The organism is Rossellomorea aquimaris (assembly GCF_020172085.1).
Classification (GTDB): Bacteria; Bacillota; Bacilli; order Bacillales; family Bacillaceae_B; genus Rossellomorea; species Rossellomorea aquimaris_E.
The window spans coordinates 345,463-365,835 of record NZ_JAIVAT010000008.1 but is presented as its reverse complement, the minus strand read 5'-3'; the positions used below and the strand labels follow the sequence as shown (position 1 = coordinate 365,835).

16 protein-coding genes and 4 tRNA genes are annotated in these 20,373 nt (G+C 42.4%); 18 read left to right on the top strand and 2 right to left on the bottom strand.

Translation table 11 applies throughout. The features are described 5' to 3' along the window. Positions 1-200 precede the first annotated feature (200 nt). From LCL96_RS19505 to dnaB, 4 genes are all read left to right on the top strand, one after another. Positions 201-1,124: a YybS family protein gene (locus LCL96_RS19505; RefSeq protein ID WP_224944409.1), complete on the top strand. Its 924-nt coding sequence runs from the start codon at positions 201-203 to the stop codon at positions 1,122-1,124. A gap of 26 nt (positions 1,125-1,150) precedes the next feature. Next, positions 1,151-3,124, top strand: a complete 1,974-nt coding sequence (locus LCL96_RS19500; protein WP_224944408.1) for a DHH family phosphoesterase — start codon at positions 1,151-1,153, stop codon at positions 3,122-3,124. Further along, positions 3,121-3,567, top strand: a complete 447-nt coding sequence (gene rplI, locus LCL96_RS19495; protein WP_224944406.1) for a 50S ribosomal protein L9 — start codon at positions 3,121-3,123, stop codon at positions 3,565-3,567. Before LCL96_RS19500 ends, rplI begins: the two co-directional genes overlap by 4 nt. Before the next feature lie 202 nt (positions 3,568-3,769). Beyond that, positions 3,770-5,122 carry a replicative DNA helicase gene (gene dnaB, locus LCL96_RS19490; RefSeq protein ID WP_034764791.1) on the top strand — a complete coding sequence of 451 codons (1,353 nt, stop codon included), beginning with the start codon at positions 3,770-3,772 and terminating at the stop codon, positions 5,120-5,122. A 40-nt stretch (positions 5,123-5,162) separates the two neighbouring features. Here dnaB and LCL96_RS19485 read toward each other — a convergent pair whose 3' ends face one another. Then, positions 5,163-6,887, bottom strand: a complete 1,725-nt coding sequence (locus tag LCL96_RS19485) for an ABC transporter ATP-binding protein (RefSeq protein ID WP_224944405.1) — start codon at positions 6,885-6,887, stop codon at positions 5,163-5,165. A 735-nt stretch (positions 6,888-7,622) separates the two neighbouring features. Between LCL96_RS19485 and LCL96_RS19480 the strand changes: the two genes are divergently transcribed. Continuing rightward, positions 7,623-8,915 carry an adenylosuccinate synthase gene (locus LCL96_RS19480; protein ID WP_224944404.1) on the top strand — a complete coding sequence of 431 codons (1,293 nt, stop codon included), beginning with the start codon at positions 7,623-7,625 and terminating at the stop codon, positions 8,913-8,915. A 40-nt stretch (positions 8,916-8,955) separates the two neighbouring features. Here LCL96_RS19480 and LCL96_RS19475 read toward each other — a convergent pair whose 3' ends face one another. Next, entirely contained in the window at positions 8,956-9,978 is a 1,023-nt protein-coding gene (locus tag LCL96_RS19475) for a potassium channel family protein (protein ID WP_224944403.1), read from the bottom strand. A gap of 119 nt (positions 9,979-10,097) precedes the next feature. On the opposite strand from LCL96_RS19475, the gene LCL96_RS19470 reads away from it, so the two are divergent. From LCL96_RS19470 to LCL96_RS19410, 13 genes are all read left to right on the top strand, one after another. Continuing rightward, on the top strand, positions 10,098-10,562 hold the full coding sequence (locus LCL96_RS19470) for a hypothetical protein (RefSeq protein WP_224944402.1): 465 nt from the start codon (positions 10,098-10,100) through the stop codon (positions 10,560-10,562). Further along, positions 10,559-10,867 carry a hypothetical protein gene (locus tag LCL96_RS19465; RefSeq protein ID WP_224944401.1) on the top strand — a complete coding sequence of 103 codons (309 nt, stop codon included), beginning with the start codon at positions 10,559-10,561 and terminating at the stop codon, positions 10,865-10,867. The genes LCL96_RS19470 and LCL96_RS19465 overlap by 4 nt, the downstream gene beginning before the upstream one ends. A 1-nt stretch (position 10,868) precedes the next feature. Further along, a complete protein-coding gene (locus LCL96_RS19460; RefSeq protein ID WP_224944399.1) occupies positions 10,869-12,110 on the top strand; it encodes a glutathionylspermidine synthase family protein in 1,242 nt (413 codons plus the stop codon). A 15-nt stretch (positions 12,111-12,125) separates the two neighbouring features. Next, the gene (locus LCL96_RS19455) at positions 12,126-12,539 is read left to right on the top strand and encodes a DUF350 domain-containing protein (RefSeq protein ID WP_224944398.1); all 414 of its coding nucleotides are present in this window, start codon (positions 12,126-12,128) and stop codon (positions 12,537-12,539) included. A 313-nt stretch (positions 12,540-12,852) separates the two neighbouring features. Next, positions 12,853-13,836, top strand: a complete 984-nt coding sequence (locus LCL96_RS19450; protein ID WP_224944396.1) for a nuclease-related domain-containing protein — start codon at positions 12,853-12,855, stop codon at positions 13,834-13,836. Between the two features lie 153 nt (positions 13,837-13,989). Then, positions 13,990-14,065: transfer RNA gene (locus LCL96_RS19445), tRNA-Lys, on the top strand. Between the two features lie 15 nt (positions 14,066-14,080). Continuing rightward, positions 14,081-14,152 (top strand) — tRNA-Glu (locus LCL96_RS19440). Between the two features lie 125 nt (positions 14,153-14,277). Further along, positions 14,278-14,354, top strand: a tRNA-Asp gene (locus tag LCL96_RS19435). A gap of 48 nt (positions 14,355-14,402) precedes the next feature. Further along, a tRNA-Phe gene (locus tag LCL96_RS19430) sits at positions 14,403-14,475 on the top strand. A 354-nt stretch (positions 14,476-14,829) separates the two neighbouring features. Further along, positions 14,830-16,308 carry a M23 family metallopeptidase gene (locus tag LCL96_RS19425; RefSeq protein WP_224944394.1) on the top strand — a complete coding sequence of 493 codons (1,479 nt, stop codon included), beginning with the start codon at positions 14,830-14,832 and terminating at the stop codon, positions 16,306-16,308. A gap of 206 nt (positions 16,309-16,514) precedes the next feature. Further along, positions 16,515-17,222, top strand: coding sequence for a response regulator YycF (yycF, locus tag LCL96_RS19420; protein ID WP_098351380.1), 708 nt, complete (start codon positions 16,515-16,517; stop codon positions 17,220-17,222). A 6-nt stretch (positions 17,223-17,228) separates the two neighbouring features. Then, complete coding sequence (gene walK, locus LCL96_RS19415) at positions 17,229-19,055, top strand: cell wall metabolism sensor histidine kinase WalK (RefSeq protein WP_224944391.1); 1,827 nt, start codon at positions 17,229-17,231, stop codon at positions 19,053-19,055. Beyond that, positions 19,052-20,371: a YycH family regulatory protein gene (locus LCL96_RS19410; RefSeq protein WP_224944388.1), complete on the top strand. Its 1,320-nt coding sequence runs from the start codon at positions 19,052-19,054 to the stop codon at positions 20,369-20,371. Before walK ends, LCL96_RS19410 begins: the two co-directional genes overlap by 4 nt. Positions 20,372-20,373: the final 2 nt, after the last annotated feature.

The window sequence follows — 20,373 nt, the reverse complement described above, 5'->3', positions numbered from 1 at the left end:
TTTTTTTGTCATGATGTGGTGGTTTCATACTTTGGGATAAGTTTAATGGGAAGTGACAGAAGTTTGTCGAAAGTTTCATTCAAACTTGAATCATCTAGTCTTGTTACGTATTCCAAGCCCCCATAAGATGAAATCTATCTCTAAAATTGATATGATAGTGCTATTGTATGTTGTTTATTTTATCGTAAGGAGCGTTTTGAGTGAGGAATCCCCGTGTGTTGACTGAAGGTGCGCTTATGCTCGCCATCTTTACTGTGTTAATGTTATTGAGTTTATATGTTCCGTTCATTGGGACCCTAGCATTTTTTGTGCTGCCCCTTCCCCTTATTTTATTCAGTTCCAAATACTCGTTATGGAACTCCATCTACGTATTGATTGGATCACTTGGACTCTCATTTCTGTTCGGTGGCTTGGTCGCACTGCCGGTTGCCTTTATGGTCGCTACGACCGGAGTGGTCATTGGTTGGTGTGTGAAGGCTAAAGTGGGTAAAATGAGACTCTTTTTTGCTGCGAGTCTTACACTGGTATTGAATATTGTGATTGGATTCGTCGTTTCAATTCAATTTTTTGGCGTTAATATGATTGAAGATAGCCTAAAGGAATCAAAGGCTGCATATTCTTCTATCTTTGAGACGCTTGGTCAGGAACCGGATAAGAAGCTGATCGATAGTCTGGAACGTTCGATTGATCTTGTTCAAACGTTAATTCCCACGTTGTTCGTTGGCATCTCCGTCGTTCTGGCATTGCTATTTATTGTGATCAACTTTCCGATAATGAAGCGTCTGGGAAGAGAGGTTCCGGTATTCAAACCATTCAGGGATTGGAAGCTTCCCAAGAGCATTCTTTGGTATTATTTACTTACCCTGGTGCTTTCCATGATCCTGCAACCGGAGAAAGGAACGTATGCTTATACTGCACTGATCAATGTCTTGTATGTTCTTCAGACATTAATGGCGGTTCAAGGGCTGTCATTCCTCTATTTCTTTGCCCATGTCAAAGGGTGGTCCAAAGGGATTTTGGTATTATTGACAATCATTTCGATTCCTCTTCTTTATCTCGTGCGAATTTTAGGTATAATTGACTTAGGGTTTGATCTAAGACAACGCCTACAACGCAAGTCATAGAAATTTAAGTTCCAGGAGCTGAAATCATGCCATCTTATTTTAATAAGCGAATGATCCGCTACCCGTTGTACGGACTAGCTATATTAACAGCTCTATTGTTAATATCGGTGGCCTTTTACCAATGGATCATTTCGTTAATAGGGTTGATTGTCTTTGGAATCGTGTATTTTCTCGCATTTTATTTCGAGAGAAGGTCTCATGACGAAACAGAGGAATATATCTCCACTCTATCTTATCGCGTAAAGCGGGTAGGGGAAGAAGCTCTTATGGAGATGCCGATTGGGATCATGTTGATCAATGATGAATATTACATAGAATGGACAAATCCTTTTCTGGCCTCATGTTTCAATGAAGATACAGTCGTTGGAAGATCGTTATACGATGTGGCGGAATCACTTGTCCCATTAATCAAGCAGGAAGTCGATTCTGAAATTGTGACGATTAATGAGAGAAAGTATCACGTCGTATTGAAGCTCAAAGAAAAATTGCTCTATTTCTTCGATGTCACAGAACAGAAGGAAATTGAAAAGCAATATCATGATGAACGCACAAATATTGGAATCATCTTTCTGGATAATTATGATGAATTGACCCAGGGGATGGATGACCAGACGAGAAGCAGCCTGAACAGCCTCGTGACATCCATTCTGAATAAGTGGGCAAAAGAATACGGTGTGTTTCTGAAGAGGGTATCTTCGGAGCGCTTTATCGCCGTCATAAACGAGAAGATCCTTCAGGTGCTGGAGAAAGAAAAATTCGGCATCCTGGATGATGTAAGGGATACAACTTCAAAGCAGAATGTTCCCCTCACTTTAAGTATCGGTGTCGGGACAGGGGTTTCCTCCCTGCCTGAACTCGGGACACTCGCCCAATCAAGTCTGGACCTTGCCTTGGGTCGGGGTGGGGATCAGGTAGCCATCAAACAGACCAATGGAAAGGTTAAATTCTATGGCGGAAAAACCAATCCGATGGAAAAACGCACCCGCGTCCGGGCCAGAGTCATTTCCCATGCCTTGAAGGAAATCATGGTCGAGAGTGACAAAGTCATCATCATGGGTCATAAGCATCCCGATATGGACGCCATCGGAGCGGCCATCGGGATACGGAAAGTGGCTCAGATGAACCAACGGGAAGGGTACGTCGTCCTGAACTTTAATGAAATCGACAACGGTGTGAAACGTTTGATGAAGGAAATCAAAGCAAACTCGGACCTCCATCCACGCTTTATCACGCCTGAGGAAGCACTTGAGATGGCAACGGATGATACGCTGCTCGTCGTGGTCGATACCCATAAGCCTTCCTTGGTCATTGAAGAAAAACTGTTAAATAAAGTCGATAAAGTCGTTGTCATCGACCATCATCGCCGCGGAGAAGATTTCATTAAAAATCCACTCCTTGTTTATATGGAACCTTATGCTTCATCCACGGCAGAGCTTGTGACAGAGTTGCTGGAGTATCAGCCGAAGCATGAGAAAATCACGATGTTGGAAGCCACCTCCCTCCTGGCAGGGATCATTGTCGATACGAAGAGCTTTACGCTCAGGACGGGATCGAGAACATTTGATGCTGCATCGTATTTGCGGGCACAGGGAGCTGACACGGTGCTCGTCCAGAAGTTTTTGAAAGAAGATGTCGATACGTACATCAAGCGTTCCCGTTTAATAGAGTCGGTCAAGTTCCACCGTGAAGGAGTCGCGATTGCGAAAGCGGAGGAAGATGTCATATATGATCCAGTCCTCATTGCCCAAGCAGCAGACACCTTATTGACCATGGATGAAGTCATTGCTTCCTTCGTCATTTCGAAGCGGGATCCTGAAACAGTCGGGATCAGTGCCCGATCTCTCGGGGATGTCAATGTACAGATCATCATGGAAAACCTGAACGGTGGAGGTCATTTAACGAATGCCGCCACTCAAATTAAGCATGTATCCGTCCTGGAAGCGGAAGAACAGCTGAAAGAAGCATTAAATGATTATTTTGAAGGGAGAAAAGAGATATGAAAGTTATTTTCTTGAAAGACGTAAAAGGTAAAGGAAAAAAAGGCGAAGTGAAGAACGTAGCGGACGGCTATGCGCATAACTTCTTATTGAAAAAGGGGCTTGCAGTCGAAGCAACGAACGCTAATATGGGGCAACTTGAGGGTCAAAAGAAGAAAGAAAAACAGATCGCTCAGGAAGAATTGGAAGAAGCAAAGAAATTGAAGACGACGCTGGAAGATATCACTGTCGAAATGAAAGCAAAGTCTGGTGAAGGCGGCCGTTTGTTCGGATCTATCACGAGCAAGCAAATCGCCGATGAGTTGAAAAAGGCTCATGACATCAAAATCGATAAACGAAAAATCGAAATGAACGACGCTATCCGTGCCCTTGGTTACACGAACGTTCCTGTGAAACTGCATACGGATGTGTCAGCTACATTAAAGGTACACGTAACGGAAGAATAATCTTCCTTCTGGAATATACGAAATTTGGTAACTTCATTTTTCGAAAAACATGTTAAAATGAATATAGTTTGATATGAAATGTGATCTGGATATTATCCTGATCACATTTTTTCGGTAGAATACCATTCTTTTTTTATATAGATAATGAAAGTCAGGATCTGTGGGCAACGCTCACTAGATCGTAAGGGAGGCTTGAGCATAGATGAATGAAATGTTTCAGGACCGGGTTCCTCCTCAGAATATTGAGGCTGAACAAGCGGTATTAGGGGCTATTTTCTTAGAACCCAGTGCATTGACGACTACATCGGAAATATTGATTCCCGAGGATTTCTATCGTCATTCTCACCAGCGGATATACAATGTCATGCTGAATCTGGGGGACGGCGGGAAAGCCGTCGATTTGATTACGGTGACAGAGGAACTTGCCGCAGCAAAGGAACTTGAGGATGTCGGAGGGGTCGCTTACTTGAGTGAGCTTGCTGCTTCCGTTCCTACTGCTGCCAATATTGAATACTACGCAAAGATTGTGGAAGAGAAATCCCTGCTTCGCAGGTTGATTCGAACAGCTACAGATATTGCTTCTGATGGCTATGCCCGGGAAGATGAAGTGGATAGCCTGTTGAGCGAAGCGGAAAAAAACATCATGGAAGTGGCTCAGCGTAAAAATGCAGGGGCATTCCATAATATTAAAGATGTACTTGTGCGAACGTATGATAATATCGAAACCCTTACGAATCGTAAAGGTGATGTTACAGGTATTTCAACTGGATTCGCCGATCTTGACCATATGACGGCAGGTTTCCAGCGAAATGACTTGATCATTGTGGGAGCACGTCCTTCCATGGGTAAGACAGCCTTTGCTTTGAACATTGCTCAAAACGTTGCCGTAAAGGCGAAAGAAAATGTGGCCATTTTCTCTCTGGAGATGGGGGCAGAACAGCTCGTCATGCGTATGCTCTGTGCAGAAGGCAACATCAATGCGCAGAATCTCCGTACAGGTGATTTAACAGATGAAGACTGGAGAAAGCTGACCATGGCCATGGGAAGCCTCTCCAATGCCGGTATTTATATTGACGATACGCCGGGTATTAAAGTAGGAGAAATTCGTTCCAAATGCCGTCGCCTTGCCCAAGAACACGGCCTTGGTATGATCCTCATCGACTACTTGCAGTTGATCCAGGGAAGTGGCCGCTCCGGAGAGAACCGTCAGCAGGAGGTTTCTGAAATCTCCCGTTCCCTGAAAGGACTGGCCCGTGAACTGCAGGTACCCGTCATTGCCTTATCCCAGCTCTCCCGTGGAGTGGAGCAGCGTCAGGATAAGCGTCCAATGATGTCCGATATCCGTGAATCCGGAAGTATCGAGCAGGATGCGGATATCGTAGCCTTCTTATACCGTGAAGATTACTATGACAAAGAAGCGGAGAATAAGAATATTATCGAAATCATCATTGCCAAACAGCGTAACGGTCCTGTCGGAAACGTATCCTTGGCGTTCGTGAAAGAATATAATAAATTCGTTAATCTCGAGCGGCGCTTTGACGACGCTCCTGCGTAACAGAAAAAATCCAAGCTACTCGGCTTGGATTTTTTTGTCGTTATAGAATGGTTGCGTGCTGATGGGCGTGGAGTCGGGTAAAGATACCGTCTTCTTTTGACAGAAGTTCTTCATGAGTACCGTCTTCCGCAATCCCGTTTTCAGTGACGACCAATATCCGGTCCGCTTTTCGGATCGTTGCCAGTCGGTGTGCGATGACAAGGGTCGTTCGTTCTTTTGCTAATTCATTCAGTGCTTCCTGGATGATAGCTTCGGTTTCTGTATCCAGTGCAGAGGTAGCTTCATCAAGGATCAATATTCTCGGGTTCTTAAGGAACATGCGTGCAATGGACAAGCGCTGCTTTTGTCCGCCTGACAGCTTCAATCCCCTCTCCCCGATCTGTGTGTCATATCCATTCGGCAGGGATGCTATCAGATCCGTCAAATGGGCACGCCTCGACGCTTCCTCAATCTCCTCTTGTGTCGCATCAAGCTTCCCATAGGCAATATTTTCACGGAGCGTCCCCGTGAATAAGAAGACATCTTGCTGAACGATCCCGATTTGGGAACGAAGGGATTCCTTCGTCATCTCACGGATATCGATCCCATCTATGGTGATGGCTCCTCTTTCAATATCATAGAAGCGTGGAATCAAAGAGCAAATCGTTGTCTTTCCGGCCCCGGAAGGTCCAACAAAGGCAACGGTCTGTCCTGATTGAATCGTAAAGGATAAATCCTGTAGAATCGGCCGTTCAGATTCGTATCCAAAGGTGACGTCTTTAAATGCAATATCGCCTCTCAAAGTGGAAACTTCAACTGCGTGGGGGCGGTTTTCAATATCCGGCTCCATGTCCATAAGCTCAGTGAACCGTTTAAAGCCTGCCATCCCCTTCGGATAAAGCTCCAATAAAGCAGAAATCTTGTCAATTGGTTTAAACAGGACGTTGATATAAAGAATGAAGGCGACGAGTTCACCATACGAAAGAACCCCGGAGAAGCTTAACCACGCCCCATATACTAAAATAATCAGAGTCATCAAGCGGGTCGTTATATAAATACCGGATAAATTCACGCTCATCACGTTATAAGCCTTCAACTTGGACTTACGAAAGAATTGATTATTTTCGTTGAAGCGTTCCATTTCAAAGGATTCATTCGTAAAGGATTGTACCACCCTTGCCCCAGACACGCTGTCTTCAACGCGGCTGTTGACGTCTGCTATGTTTCCATACATCTTTGTCCAGGCAGCGTTCATTTTAATATTTGAATACGAAATCAACCAGACCAGGAACGGAACGATGATGATGGCTACTAACGCAAGCTCCATGTTGATCGAGAGCATGATCCAAAATGCCCCGATAAAGGTCATGACCGCAATGAACAAGTCTTCAGGACCGTGGTGGGCAAGCTCCCCGATATCCATCAGGTCGTTTGTCACCCGGCTCATGATATGACCCGTTTTCGTATTGTCAAAGAAGCGGAAAGACTGTCGTTGTACATGCTGAAACAGCTCCCGCCTCATATCGGTCTCGATATTGATCCCGAGCTTATGCCCCCAGTAGTTCACCACGAACTGCATGCTCGAACTGAGCAGATACAGAACCAAAAGGCCAGCCGAAACTGCCAGGATGGTGCTCCAATTTCCCTCGGGCAACAGGGAATCAATAAACCATGAAACAGCTATGGGAAATCCCAGTTCCAAAAGACCTACCAACACCGCACACGCAAAATCAATAGAAAAAAGCCGTCGGTGTGGCCGGTAATAACTGAAAAATCGTCTAATCATATCATCGTCACCTCAGTATTAAAATTGTATGTAAAATTCAAAATGCTTATTTTAGATTAGCAAAATATTGTATATTGCGCTATATAATCTGACTGAACATGCCCTAATCTTATTTTAAAAAGGATAGTGGTCGGTTGATTTCCGCTGCAGGTGCTCGCTTTCCGCGGGGCGTGAGTTGAGTCTCCTCGGGCTTCGCCCTGCGGGGTCTCAACTTTCACGCATTTCCCGCAGGAGTCGAGCACCTTCCGCTCCAATCAACTTTCTAAGCATCAGTTTCTAAATAAAGACTTTTATCAATACAAAATACATTAAAATAGCAGCATTTTCTAAAGTTGGGCAGTTATTTTACTGAAATCACTATAAATTGATTACTAAACACCTTCAGACTATGATCATGCTTAGTGAGATCTGTTCAAATTTTTCATTTATAAGATTGTCAGGGGATTTGCGAGACTCCTGCGGAAAACGGGCGAGTCAAGACCCCGGAGCGAAGCGAGGAGGCTTGGCCGAACGTCCGCGGAAAGGGAGTGAATCCCCTGACAATCAAGAATACGCTAATTGAACAGAGCCAGAGGAATACTAAGGGTTTTTGGGTAGGAAGTCCAATATTATACGAACATAAATATAATTACCTATAAAAACGTTCGTGTTTTAATTGACTTTCACTTTCGGTGTTGATAAAATGAGTTTGTTTGATAAAAGAGGGAATACTAATTCCCGTCGGAGGTGCTTAATATGTCTTCAGTAGTAGTAGTAGGTACACAATGGGGAGACGAAGGAAAAGGAAAGATCACTGACTTCCTTTCTGAACATGCAGAGGTTATCGCGCGTTACCAAGGTGGGAACAACGCGGGTCACACCATTAAGTTTGACGGTGAAACATATAAATTACATTTAATTCCATCAGGTATTTTTTATAACGAAAAAACATCCGTAATCGGTAATGGGATGGTTGTTGATCCTAAAGCTCTTGTGAAAGAGTTGAAGTATCTTCACGACCGCGATGTGAAAACAGACAACCTTAGAATCAGTAACCGTGCACATGTGATTCTTCCATACCACTTAAAACTGGATGAAATCGATGAAGAACGTAAAGGTGCCAACAAAATCGGTACAACGAAAAAAGGAATCGGTCCTGCTTATATGGATAAAGCAGCACGTGTCGGAATCCGTATTGCAGATCTTCTGGATCGTCAATCTTTCGAAGAAAAGCTTGCTCGTAACCTGGAAGAGAAAAACCGCCTTTTTGAAAAATTCTATGAAACAGAAGGCTTCAACATTGAAGACATCCTTGATGAATACTATGAGTACGGCCAACAAATCAAGCACTATGTTGTCGATACATCCGTTGTCTTAAACGATGCGATCGATAATGGTCGCCGCGTTCTATTCGAAGGAGCTCAAGGGGTTATGCTTGATATCGATCAAGGTACATACCCGTTTGTTACATCTTCAAATCCTGTAGCCGGTGGAGTGACGATCGGTTCTGGTGTAGGCCCTACAAAGATCAACCACGTAGTCGGAGTATCAAAAGCATACACTACACGTGTAGGGGACGGACCTTTCCCAACGGAACTGACGAACGAAATCGGAGATCAGATCCGTGAAGTGGGCCGTGAGTATGGTACAACGACTGGACGCCCTCGCCGTGTCGGCTGGTTCGACAGTGTCGTTGTTCGCCACGCACGCCGTGTCAGCGGGTTAACGGATCTTTCATTGAACTCCATTGATGTCTTAACTGGTATCGAAAAATTGAAAATCTGTGTTGCTTACAAGTACAAAGGAGAAGTCATGGAAGAATTCCCTGCTAACCTGAACATCCTTGCTGATTGTGAGCCTGTGTATGAAGAGCTTCCAGGCTGGACGGAAGACATCACAGGATGCAAGACGCTTACGGATCTTCCTGAAAACGCACGTCACTACCTAGAGCGTGTTTCCCAATTAACAGGAATTCCTCTTTCCATCTTTTCAGTAGGCCCAGATCGCTCTCAAACGAATGTCGTTCGCAGCGTATGGAGCCCGAATTAATAAATGAAAAACTCTCAGCCTAGAAAGGCTGAGAGTTTTTTTATTGGTTCAATTGTTCATACACACGGTCATGGCATACAACATAGAGAGTATCGTCCGGCTGGAGCTCCCTGTTCATGGCATCGCTGAAATCCATATTATCATTCACCGCAAGAAGAATGGCCCCTTTTTCCAGAAGTTCTTCAGAGGCTTGTTTGATCGTCTTCCAATGATCTCTTACGCTGAATTCGTGGATATTGTTGCCGTACCGTTTACTCAAGAGCTGCCTGAATAAAGTCGTCGTACCAGGATGTAGGGTGGCTTTCGCCATAAGCAGAGAAACGGAATCATTCGATAAAATGAAATCTTCGACGGCGATATGCTGGAACTTCGGAATATGTCGGTCTTCCGACACTTCCACAATCGTATGTACCTCCCGTTGATGCGTTTTTGATAAGCCTTCGACGGCAGACGCAATCAACAAGGTTTTACCATCCACCAGGGAAGGATCCTCGATTTTGGAATCAGAAAAGATGGCGACCCGTTTAGCCTCGAAGATATTGGCCTTCAGTAACACCTTCTCATCAGAGGGATCACCCTGGATGAAATGGACCTGCTCATGCTCAATCGGAGTGATGGGAAGCATATCGATGAGGACAATTTCAGCATCGGGAACATGGGCAAGAATTTCTTCGATGGCCCTTTCCGTTTTCTTTGACCAATTGATATAAATATAATGATCTTCATATGTATACACTAACTTTCCCTCCCTTTTGAATTTCTGAAATGTGGTAATGGAATCGACGGTTTTACTGATCAAAACCCCGATGATCCCGATCCCGAAGATGAAGAGGAAGATTCCAAGCATCCTTCCTCCAACCGACACCGGAAAGTAATCCCCATACCCGACCGTCGTCAAGGTCGTCATCGTCCACCAGAATCCGTCAAACAGAGATGGAAATGTTTCAGGTTCCAAAAAATGACTGCCAAAGGTTCCAAACAGGACGATAATCAGTGATAATAGAAGAATGAAACCGAAGTCCATCTTCGTGATTTGCTTCCAAATCCTTTGGAAAATAATCATACATACCCTCCTTCTTTAAAAATCATAGTTCAATCATACCAATGAACTTCTGGGAATTGAAACCTTTTCCTCATTGGTTCGTATAGTTTAGAGAAATCATTGTAGGAGGCTGCCAATAGATGAAAGAACCATTATTAGAGTATCGATTAAGAAAAGGAACCGACTCCTATGAACCGATCTATCACTACCCCGATATTGAGCTCGAACAAATCCTCGCAAGAAGGGAATGTGAGTTCTTCGTAAAAGAAGGGGTCACCTACAGACAGTTATCCTCTTCCATAGAAGGGAACATATTCGTCATTTACGTGGAAACATATGAGGAGGAACCACTTAAGGATCCTCTATTTCCCCCTGAGCGATTGGTATTGGAAATTCGCGAACTGAACCATCGAAAAAATAATCCTATCTTGAAAATAGAACATCATGACTATCACCTTGATATTCTAAGCGTCATCGGTTCTGTTTATTATTATATAGACGGGGTTGAATGGGAACGCGACTCTGCTGAAATCGATGAGGATCGCTATGTGTATATACTTTATGTAAAGGCAACGGGATATAAGCTGGAGGAGGAAAGAAAATGAATAAAACGAAAAAAATGATGGCGGGAGTAGCCGCCTCGGTCATGGCGATATCGGTGAGTGGCTGCGGTAATCAGGACCTTCCACCGGAACCGACGGATGTAGACTGTGACGACTGGGATTGGGATGACGACAGCGGCACGTATTATTGCGATGACGACAGGTCCTCTCACTTCGGCTACTATTATTTTGCCGGAAAAATGTTTAAAAACAAATCGGCCCTAAAAAATTTCTCAAGTTATAAATCCTACTCCAAGAGTTATAAATCAGGAATCGGAAGCGGCTCTAAAGGTGGATTTGGAGGGTAATATGACAACCTCGCACAGTGAAAAAAGAAGAAACTTTTATAAAGATGTGCCCGAGTTCTGGCACGATTTATATAACATGGAATACGCCTTATTGGATATCCATCTGTTATCAAAAGATACGCCTTTGAAGATTCATGAAGCATCCAAACTTGTGTACGCCATTTTTGACAAAACAGCGGACCTGCTGCGGGAGCTGGATGATGATACCCTATTAGAACTTGGATATCCTGAGGAATCCTTGTCATATATCAGGTATAAGCCCGTCCCTCAAGAATGTATCATCGGGAGATTTGATTTTGTCGTATCTGACGGGGATATAAAACTATTAGAATTTAATAGCGATACGCCAACATTCATCAAGGAACTCTATCATGTAAATGAAAAGGTATGTCAGTATTTCAATTGTCCGAATCCGAATGCAGGGATGGAAGCACAATTAGCCAAAGAATTGAAACGGGGTCTCTTATCATCCTGGAAATCCCTTCAAAGGGATGGAGAAGCAAAAATCGTCTTCACATCCCATTCTGATCACGAGGAAGATTACCTGACAACGAAATATATTCAGGCGCTTGCCGGAGTCCCTTCGGAATATGTCAGCTTGGATCAGCTACAAATCCGGGACGATGGGGCGTATACTCCCGGAGGGGAGCGGATCGATGTATTATACCGGCAAACCTATCCCATCGAGCATCTGGTCGATGATGAGGATCCCCTGACAAAAGAAAAGGTCGGTCAGGAACTGATGCAAATGGTATTGGAGAGAAAGCTCGCTGTCTTGAATCCTCCCTCCGCCTTTTTACTTCAATCAAAAGGGGTTCAGGCCCTCATCTGGGGTCTGCATGAAGAAGGAAGCGCATTTTTCACCGGAGAAGAACACGAGTGGATCGAACGTTACTTCCTCCCTACTTACCTTGATTCAGAACATTTCGAGGAAAACGGGATGACCTTCGTTCAGAAACCTGCATTCGGTCGTGAAGGAGATACCGTCAAAATCATGGAAGCCACAGGAAAGGTGCTGTTAGAAGATAAGAATGATACCTATAAGCTGACCCTGCCTGTCTACCAAAAGTTTTGCCCCCTTCCTGTCTCGGTCATCACAACCGATGAAGGGGAAAAAGAAGCAAGCTTCATGGTGGGAAGCTTCATCATAAACGGCCATCCAGGCGCCATCGGAATACGGGCCGGAAACGCCATCACCGATAACGAATCATACTTTCTGCCTGTCGGAATACAGGAGATATAAAAAGGAGAGAAACACATGCAAATCATAACAAGTGAAGCCTTACTCAGCTTTCTGGCACATGTCGGAACAGGCCTTGGACTGATGATCCTAGGAATTACCGTCTTCGCCTTCACCACTAAGTTCTCAGAAGCGAAGTTAATCAAAGAAGGCAACATCGCGGTCGCCTTGAAACTATGGGGAAAAGCCATCGGACTCGCCATCGTCATCTACACCGTCTGGGCAAACAGCCTTAATCTACTGGATGCTTTCCTATGGGGCCTCATCGGAATCGTGACCCAGGTCATTGCCTACTGGATCATCGAATATGTCCTGACGCCACGTACAAGCTTGGCCAAGAAAGTGGAAGAAGGAAACATCGCCATCGGATTCAGCCTGTTCTCCGCGTCGATTGTCGTGGGATTGGTTGTGGCAGCTAGTTTGACTTATTGATAATGATTGGGAAGGGATCCGCTGCTTTGGTGGCGGGTCTTTTTTATATGGAGTGTGCTGCGATGGGAAGGTCCAAAAATATCAGATTAATGACGGATGAGTATAGGTCGATAATATAATGGTGGAACTCGATAATATATTACGAAAGTCGATAATATATTACCAGAACTCGATAATATAATTGGAAAGTCGATAATATATGTTCAAGACTCGATAATAATAATTTTCTAACGAGATTTTACACAGGGAAGCAGGACTTATTGATTATTAGTAGAAGTATATTTAGGTATAAAATGATGATTGGAGTGTTGAAATGAACGTTAATAAACGTAAAATCCCACTGACACTGTTAAAATTGGACGCAGTGATGGGGCGATTGCAAAAAGACTACCCTAAAATCCCTCTAATGAAAGAAAACCTCGCAAAAATTAAAGCAGGATACAATGGAGAAAAAGCGATTGACTACCAGTTAGGTTATCTTCCCCCTAAGAATTATTATATTTTCCACGATATAAGACTTGAAGTGAATGGCCGTTATTTTCAAATTGATACCCTTGTTTTAACGAATTACTTTATTTTAATTTTAGAAGTGAAAAATATAGCAGGTGCAATAAATTTTGATACTGTATTCAACCAATTTGTACAGACCAAAAACGGAGTAGAGTATGCTTATCCTGATCCAATCCTGCAACTTAACAGACAAGAGATTCAATTAAAAGAATGGTTGAACAAAAATAACCTCCCTAAAATACCTGTAAACGGATTGGTCGTTATAAGCCACCCTCAAACCATTATCAGTGCCGGAAACGCTGCATTAAACAAAAGGGTTATCCACGCCGCCTCACTCCCCAGTAAGATCACTCAACTCCAAAACTACTTCCAAAAAAGTCTGATGACAGATAAAGAACTTAGAAAAATTATAAAGATGATTAAAAAGCACGATACTCCTCTAAATTTTTCTATTCTGCAAGCATATAAAATAAATGAAGAAGATATTTTACCTGGAGTCAAATGTGAAAGATGTGATCATCTTCCCTTGGTGAGGGAGTATGGAAATTGGCACTGCTCGAATTGCAATGCAAAGTCGAAAAATGGTCATATTGAAGCTTTGAAAGATTACTATTTAATATTTGGAAATACGATAACAAGTAGAAAACTTAGAGATTTCCTTCTCATTACTTCTCCTCCCCTAGCGACAAGACTAATCAGAAGTTCCTTTCCCCATGCAAAGCCTAATGGTGATAATAAGGGAAGGATATATACCCTCCATTTTGACGAAATTAATTTCCCCCATTAACCCGTTATTGTCCAAATTATTCCCCAAGAAATAATTTTCGACAAAAAAACAAAAAAACTGTTGCCCTCGACAATCATACTGTGATAATATTAATTTCGTTGTCACGAAAGAGGCTTTGATCAAGCCTTCGCTTCGTGTTTATATATACTTAGAGAGCCATTAGCTCAGTTGGTAGAGCATCTGACTTTTAATCAGAGGGTCGAAGGTTCGAGTCCTTCATGGCTCACCATTTTTTCTTTTACATGGCCCATTGGTCAAGCGGTTAAGACACCGCCCTTTCACGGCGGTAACACGGGTTCGAATCCCGTATGGGTCATTTTTATTTCCTTATTGGTAGATTGCTGGTTTACCAGATGTCACTTTACGGAAATAGGATACATATGAAACCTATTTTGCTAACGCAAATAATGAAAGTTATTTTTGCTAACGCAAAAAAACTTTGGTCCGGTAGTTCAGTTGGTTAGAATGCCTGCCTGTCACGCAGGAGGTCGCGGGTTCGAGTCCCGTCCGGACCGCCATTTTCCATTTATTTAATGAGGTGGATGGTGGACATACATACAAAATACGGCTCAGTAGCTCAGTTGGTAGAGCAATGGACTGAAAATCCATGTGTCGGCGGTTCGATTCCGTCCTGAGCCATCTTACAAAAAGTACTGCGACGACTTTGACTCTCGTAGTACTTTTTTATTATGTGTTGTAACACTCGTGTAACATAAATCGCCAAATATCCTCTAATTTCTACCATCACTATTTCAATCGAGAATCCATCTTTAGACCCACTTAATTCCCATTATGACAGGGATCTTCGCCTAAAGTGCCAGTGAATATTTTCTGATAAATTATACAGTTGTATTACAATCACGATTCTGCGTCCCGGTTTTCGTCGAATTATGGTAAATTAGTAAAGTACGAATTTTATAGATTTTGACTAAATTAGGCTTAATGAACTACCGTTAACTGGGATTTTTGCTTTAGTTTATAGGAGGCAGGTCAATGAGTTTTGGAAAGAAGTTATCACCCATTTTAGAAAAACTTAATATTCGACATAGATCAAACCAATTTGTAAAAAGAGTTGGAATTACAACCCTCGCTCTTTCTACATTAACGTTTTCTTCAGCTTCGGCATCTGCCGGGTCCGAAAAAGATTTGCAAACCATCTATCATGTTTACATGGGTGATGAGTATGTAGGAGCTGTTACGAGTCAGGAAGAAGTGAAGGACGTTTTAGGAGAAAAGCTTGAAAAGGCACAGAAAGAGTACAGTGATTATCAGGTAGATTTTAATGAAGAAGTAACGTACATACCTGAGAATGTATTTGAAGCGGTGAAAACAAATAATCAACAGGTGATTGAAAATTTAAATCGTTCCGTATCCATCGAAGCGAATGCGTATGCTTTGGTTGTCAATAATAAAACGGTTGCTTATTTGAAGGATGAAAAGGCGGCTGAAGAAGCACTTAAATCGTTAAAGCTTACCTATGTTTCTGACAAAGAGCTAAACGAATACGAAGAGAGAAAGAAGGATGCTACATCCACTTCTTTACCCGTATTGAAGGAAAATGAAACCCGTTTGTTGGATATTTCATTTAAAGAAAATGTAGAAATGAAGAAGTCACAAGTGAAACCGGAGGAGTTAAAGTCTCCGAAGGAAGCTATAGAACTTCTTAAAAAAGGAACAGCGGAAGAGAAAAAGTATAAAGTCCAGGAAGGCGATGCGTTGAGTTCGATCGCTGCAGATCATTCGTTGACGACGGGGAAATTACTGGAGTTAAATGAAGATTTGAAAGAAGACGGCGCTCTAAAAATAGGTTCGGAATTGAATGTTACTGTATATGAGCCGCTAGTTCATGTTCTTGTTAAGAAGGAAGCGAATAAAATCGAAAAGATCGCCTATGAAAAAGAAGTCGAAGAAGACTCTTCAATGAATAAAGGCGATACGAAAGTGAAGCAGGAAGGTCAAGACGGAGAGAAATCCGTTACGTTTGTAACAACAGAGGTAAATGGTTCTCAAACCGATAAAAATGTAAAAGAAGAAAAAAAATTAAAAGATCCAGTGAAATATATCGTCATTAAGGGAACCAAAGCCACTCCATCAAGAGGGTCCGGAAGCTTTGCGTGGCCAACGAATGGCGGTTACATTTCCTCTAAGCAAGGGCCAAGATGGGGGAAAATGCATAAAGGAATCGATATTGCACGTCCAAATGATAAGACGATTAAATCCGTAGATAATGGAAGAGTCGTTTCAGCTGGATGGGACGATGGCGGTTACGGAAACAAAGTAGTGATTGATCATGGAAATGGATATAAGACCATTTATGCTCATCTGGATTCGATCTCTGTTTCTGCCGGTCAAACGGTAGAAAGAGGACAAAAACTCGGTATCATGGGGGAAACAGGTGAAGCAACCGGCGTTCACCTGCATATCGAAGTATATAAAAACGGATCGTTGATTAATCCACTGGATGTTCTGTAATTTAATAGAGGCACTGAAACATGGGACTGACACAAGCATTTAATTTGTCAGTCCCCTTTGTTATATTTAGATTATAGTCGAAATAAAGGGTATGATAGAGTTAAAGATGAATTAATATGGAGAAAGTGATAAATTTAAAGGAAGAATCCTATACTAATCACAACTTTATATGATACATTACTTTTTTCTAAAGGAGATCAATTGACATGGAAAAGAAAATATTAGTTGTTGACGATGAGAAACCAATTGCAGATATATTACAGTTTAATTTGAAAAAAGAAGGCTATGAGGTTCATTGCGCGTATGACGGAGATGAAGCGGTCAAAATGGCGGAAGAAATCAAGCCGGATCTAGTACTACTCGACATTATGCTTCCAAACCGTGATGGGATGGAAGTGTGTCGTGAAATCAGGAAGAAATATGAAATGCCGATCATCATGTTGACGGCGAAAGACTCGGAAATCGATAAAGTCTTGGGTCTTGAGCTCGGGGCGGATGATTATGTGACAAAGCCTTTCAGTACACGGGAACTGATTGCAAGGGTGAAGGCCAACCTTAGACGACATCAGCACGGCGCACAGCAAAATGTTGAGGACGAAAATAATGAAATCACCGTCGGATCCTTAACGATCCATCCGGATGCCTACGTTGTGTCTAAACGTGGAGAAACGATTGAACTGACGCACCGTGAATTCGAGCTTCTGCACTATTTAGCGAAACATATTGGACAAGTCATGACCCGTGAACATTTGCTTCAAACCGTTTGGGGTTATGATTACTATGGTGATGTCCGTACTGTCGATGTAACGGTCAGACGACTCCGTGAGAAAATTGAAGATAATCCAAGTCACCCTACCTGGATCGTAACACGTAGAGGAGTAGGTTATTACTTACGAAATCCTGAACAGGAGTAATATGTAATGAAGAAAGTTGGCTTAACCCGTTCGATCCATTTGAAATTTGTTCTGATCTATGTTCTGCTCATTCTCCTTGCCATGCAAATCATCGGGGTTTATTTTGTGAGGGAGCTTGAGCAGAAGTTGGTTGAAAACTTCCAATCTTCCATTACCAATCGAGTGGAGTTATTAGAGTACACAATCAAGGAAGAAATGGTAAAAGAGCGTGGAGAAGATGACCCTACGCAGGAAGAAGACATTAGAAGAATATTAGAAGACAGCAGTAAGAACTCAGATATTGCAGAAATCCGGGTCATTGATAATCGAAAGCGGATCATCGGGACTTCGGATCCAAATAATCAGAAGCTTGTCAACAGAGTGACGTCTGATAAAGATGTAAAAAGGGTACTTGCATTGGGGGTATCTTCTAAAAACACGTATGTTGATAATCAAACACATGACCGCATTTGGGTCCATGCAAAACCAATTGAATCAAATAATGAAGTCATTGGTGCCATTTATATCGTTGGGGAAATCGAGAGGGTCTATGACCAAATGAACGATATTAATAAAATCTTCACCAACGGGACGATCATTGCACTGGTCATTACCGCTATCCTTGGTGTTTTACTCGCTCAAACCGTCACCAGGCCGATATCAGATATGCGAAAACAGGCATTAGCCATGGCGAAAGGGAATTTCTCCCGAAAAGTTAAAGTGTATGGGTATGATGAAATTGGTCAGTTGGCCATTACGTTTAACAATCTGACTAAGCGACTTCAGGAAGCGCAGGCAACGACAGAAGGCGAGCGCCGGAAGCTTTCATCCGTCCTATCCTATATGACCGATGGTGTCATCGCCACCGATCGAAAAGGAAGGGTCATTCTCATCAATGATCCTGCAGCAAGCATGCTGAATGTTTCACGTGAAACAGTCGTTTCTCAACCTATTATTTCACTGTTGGGATTGGATGAGGAGTATACGTTCGAAGACTTATCCAACGAGCAGGAATCCATTATTTTAGATTACAGCACAAAGGATAAGCCGTATATCCTGAGGGCTAATTTCTCTATCATTCAAAAAGAGACCGGGTTTGTGAACGGTCTGATCGCCGTTTTGCATGATATTACGGAGCAAGAGAAAATCGATTTGGAGCGAAGGGAGTTCGTGGCCAATGTCTCCCATGAGCTTAGAACGCCTCTGACGACCATGAGAAGTTATTTGGAGGCCCTTGCAGAAGGTGCGTGGCAGGATGAAGACATTGCCCCTCAATTCTTAGACGTCACTCAAAATGAAACCGAGAGAATGATCAGATTGGTCAATGATCTTCTGCAGCTATCCAAAATGGATAGCAAAGACTATCGATTTAATAAAGATTGGATCGACTTTATTCTCTTTTTCCATAAAATCATAGATCGTTTTGAGATGACGAAAAATATGAATGTGACCTTCCAACGCTTTTTGCCGGACAAGGCGTTGTTTGTAGAAGTAGATCAGGATAAAATCACTCAGGTGCTAGATAATATCATTTCCAACGCATTGAAATATTCCCCAGAAGGTGGAACCATTACGTTTAAAGTGAAAGAAAAAGATGGTTACATTGAGATCAGCGTATCGGATCAAGGGTTGGGGATACCGAAGGAAAATCTTGAAAAAATCTTTGAACGTTTCTACCGTGTCGACAAAGCGAGAACGAGACAGATGGGTGGTACCGGTCTCGGTCTTGCCATTGCGAAAGAAATGATTTCAGCACACGGTGGGGATGTATGGGCGACAAGTAAGGAAGGAAAAGGCACCACGATCGTCTTTACACTCCCATATGATATCGGACAAGAGGATGATTGGTCATGAAATACGAAAAAATAAAATCGATAATATTAACCTTACTTGTTTGTATCAGTATTTTTCTAACCTTTAACCTTTGGACGTATCAACCCGGATATGACACGATTAATAGCAGTGAAACCTTTGATGTTTCAGTGGGGGAAAAAATTGATGAGCCTGATCTATCAAAGGTATTGATCAAGCCGTATCAACTTTTTTATCATTCAGGTACTAAAACGGTCGGGACGCTGGATGGAGAAGAAATGGACACTGTCATAAAGGGATTGAGTTCCTGGACGCTGTTTGATTTAAAAGATTATTCAAATCAATATTCCAAAGATGAAATTAAGTCCATGATTCACGGAGAAAAGAAAGTTGAAATAGTGTTTCCTGACAATGTGCCCTTTTCTATCTATAATCGTGTCATCCATTTTGAAGAAAAAAACATTCCCACTACCTCATTCGACCGCATCGTAATCGATTTAAACACGGTCAACTCTGATGCAGGGACGATTTATTTTGCATCCCTTGATTCTGGGAAGAAGTACTTTTATGAATGCCGTGTAAATGTGGAAAGTATTCAAGAATTCGAGAAAACATTCTTGAAACAGGTAGCATCTTATGATGAATATATTGAGCAGCCTCTGAACTCTAAGAAAAATATCTTTCTTCCCAGATCACCAAAAGAGTATAAAAGCTATCGATTCTATGCTGATAGACTATCATTGGATGATTTTAAGAAAGCATTGTTCAGTGATCCAAATAACGTTGAAGTAGACAAGAATACCTTTATCAATGTACCAAGTTTCATGAAGACGGATGAAGAATACAGCACGCTATCGTATATCAATTTATCTGTCGATAGTGATTCCTCCATACCTTCTGCTTCTTTACTCCAAAAAAGCATGGAATTTGTCAATGATCACGGTGGTTGGACGGATGATTATCATTTCTTTTCCAGCAGTTCTGTAGAAAACAAGATCGTTTACAGGCTGTTTATGGAAAACCATCCGGTCTTTAACGAAAATCAAATGGCAGAGGTTATTCAAGAGTGGGGAAATAATTCCATCAGTAAATATGAAAGGCCGTATTTTACACTGGATATGGTATCGAAAAATGCAATCAGAGATGTTCGTCTGCCTTCAGGTGCTTCTGTGCTTTATGCATTGAAGAAGGAAGGCTCTAAAAAACTCGAAGATGTCGAGGACATTGTCGTTGGATATAAGATGATCAGGGATACCAATGAATCCAATAAGAAGTTCTTAATATTTGAACCTTCCTGGTATTACAAGCTGAGTGGAAACTGGATTAGGGTCCCACTGGAAGAATTGGAGGGGTTCTAACC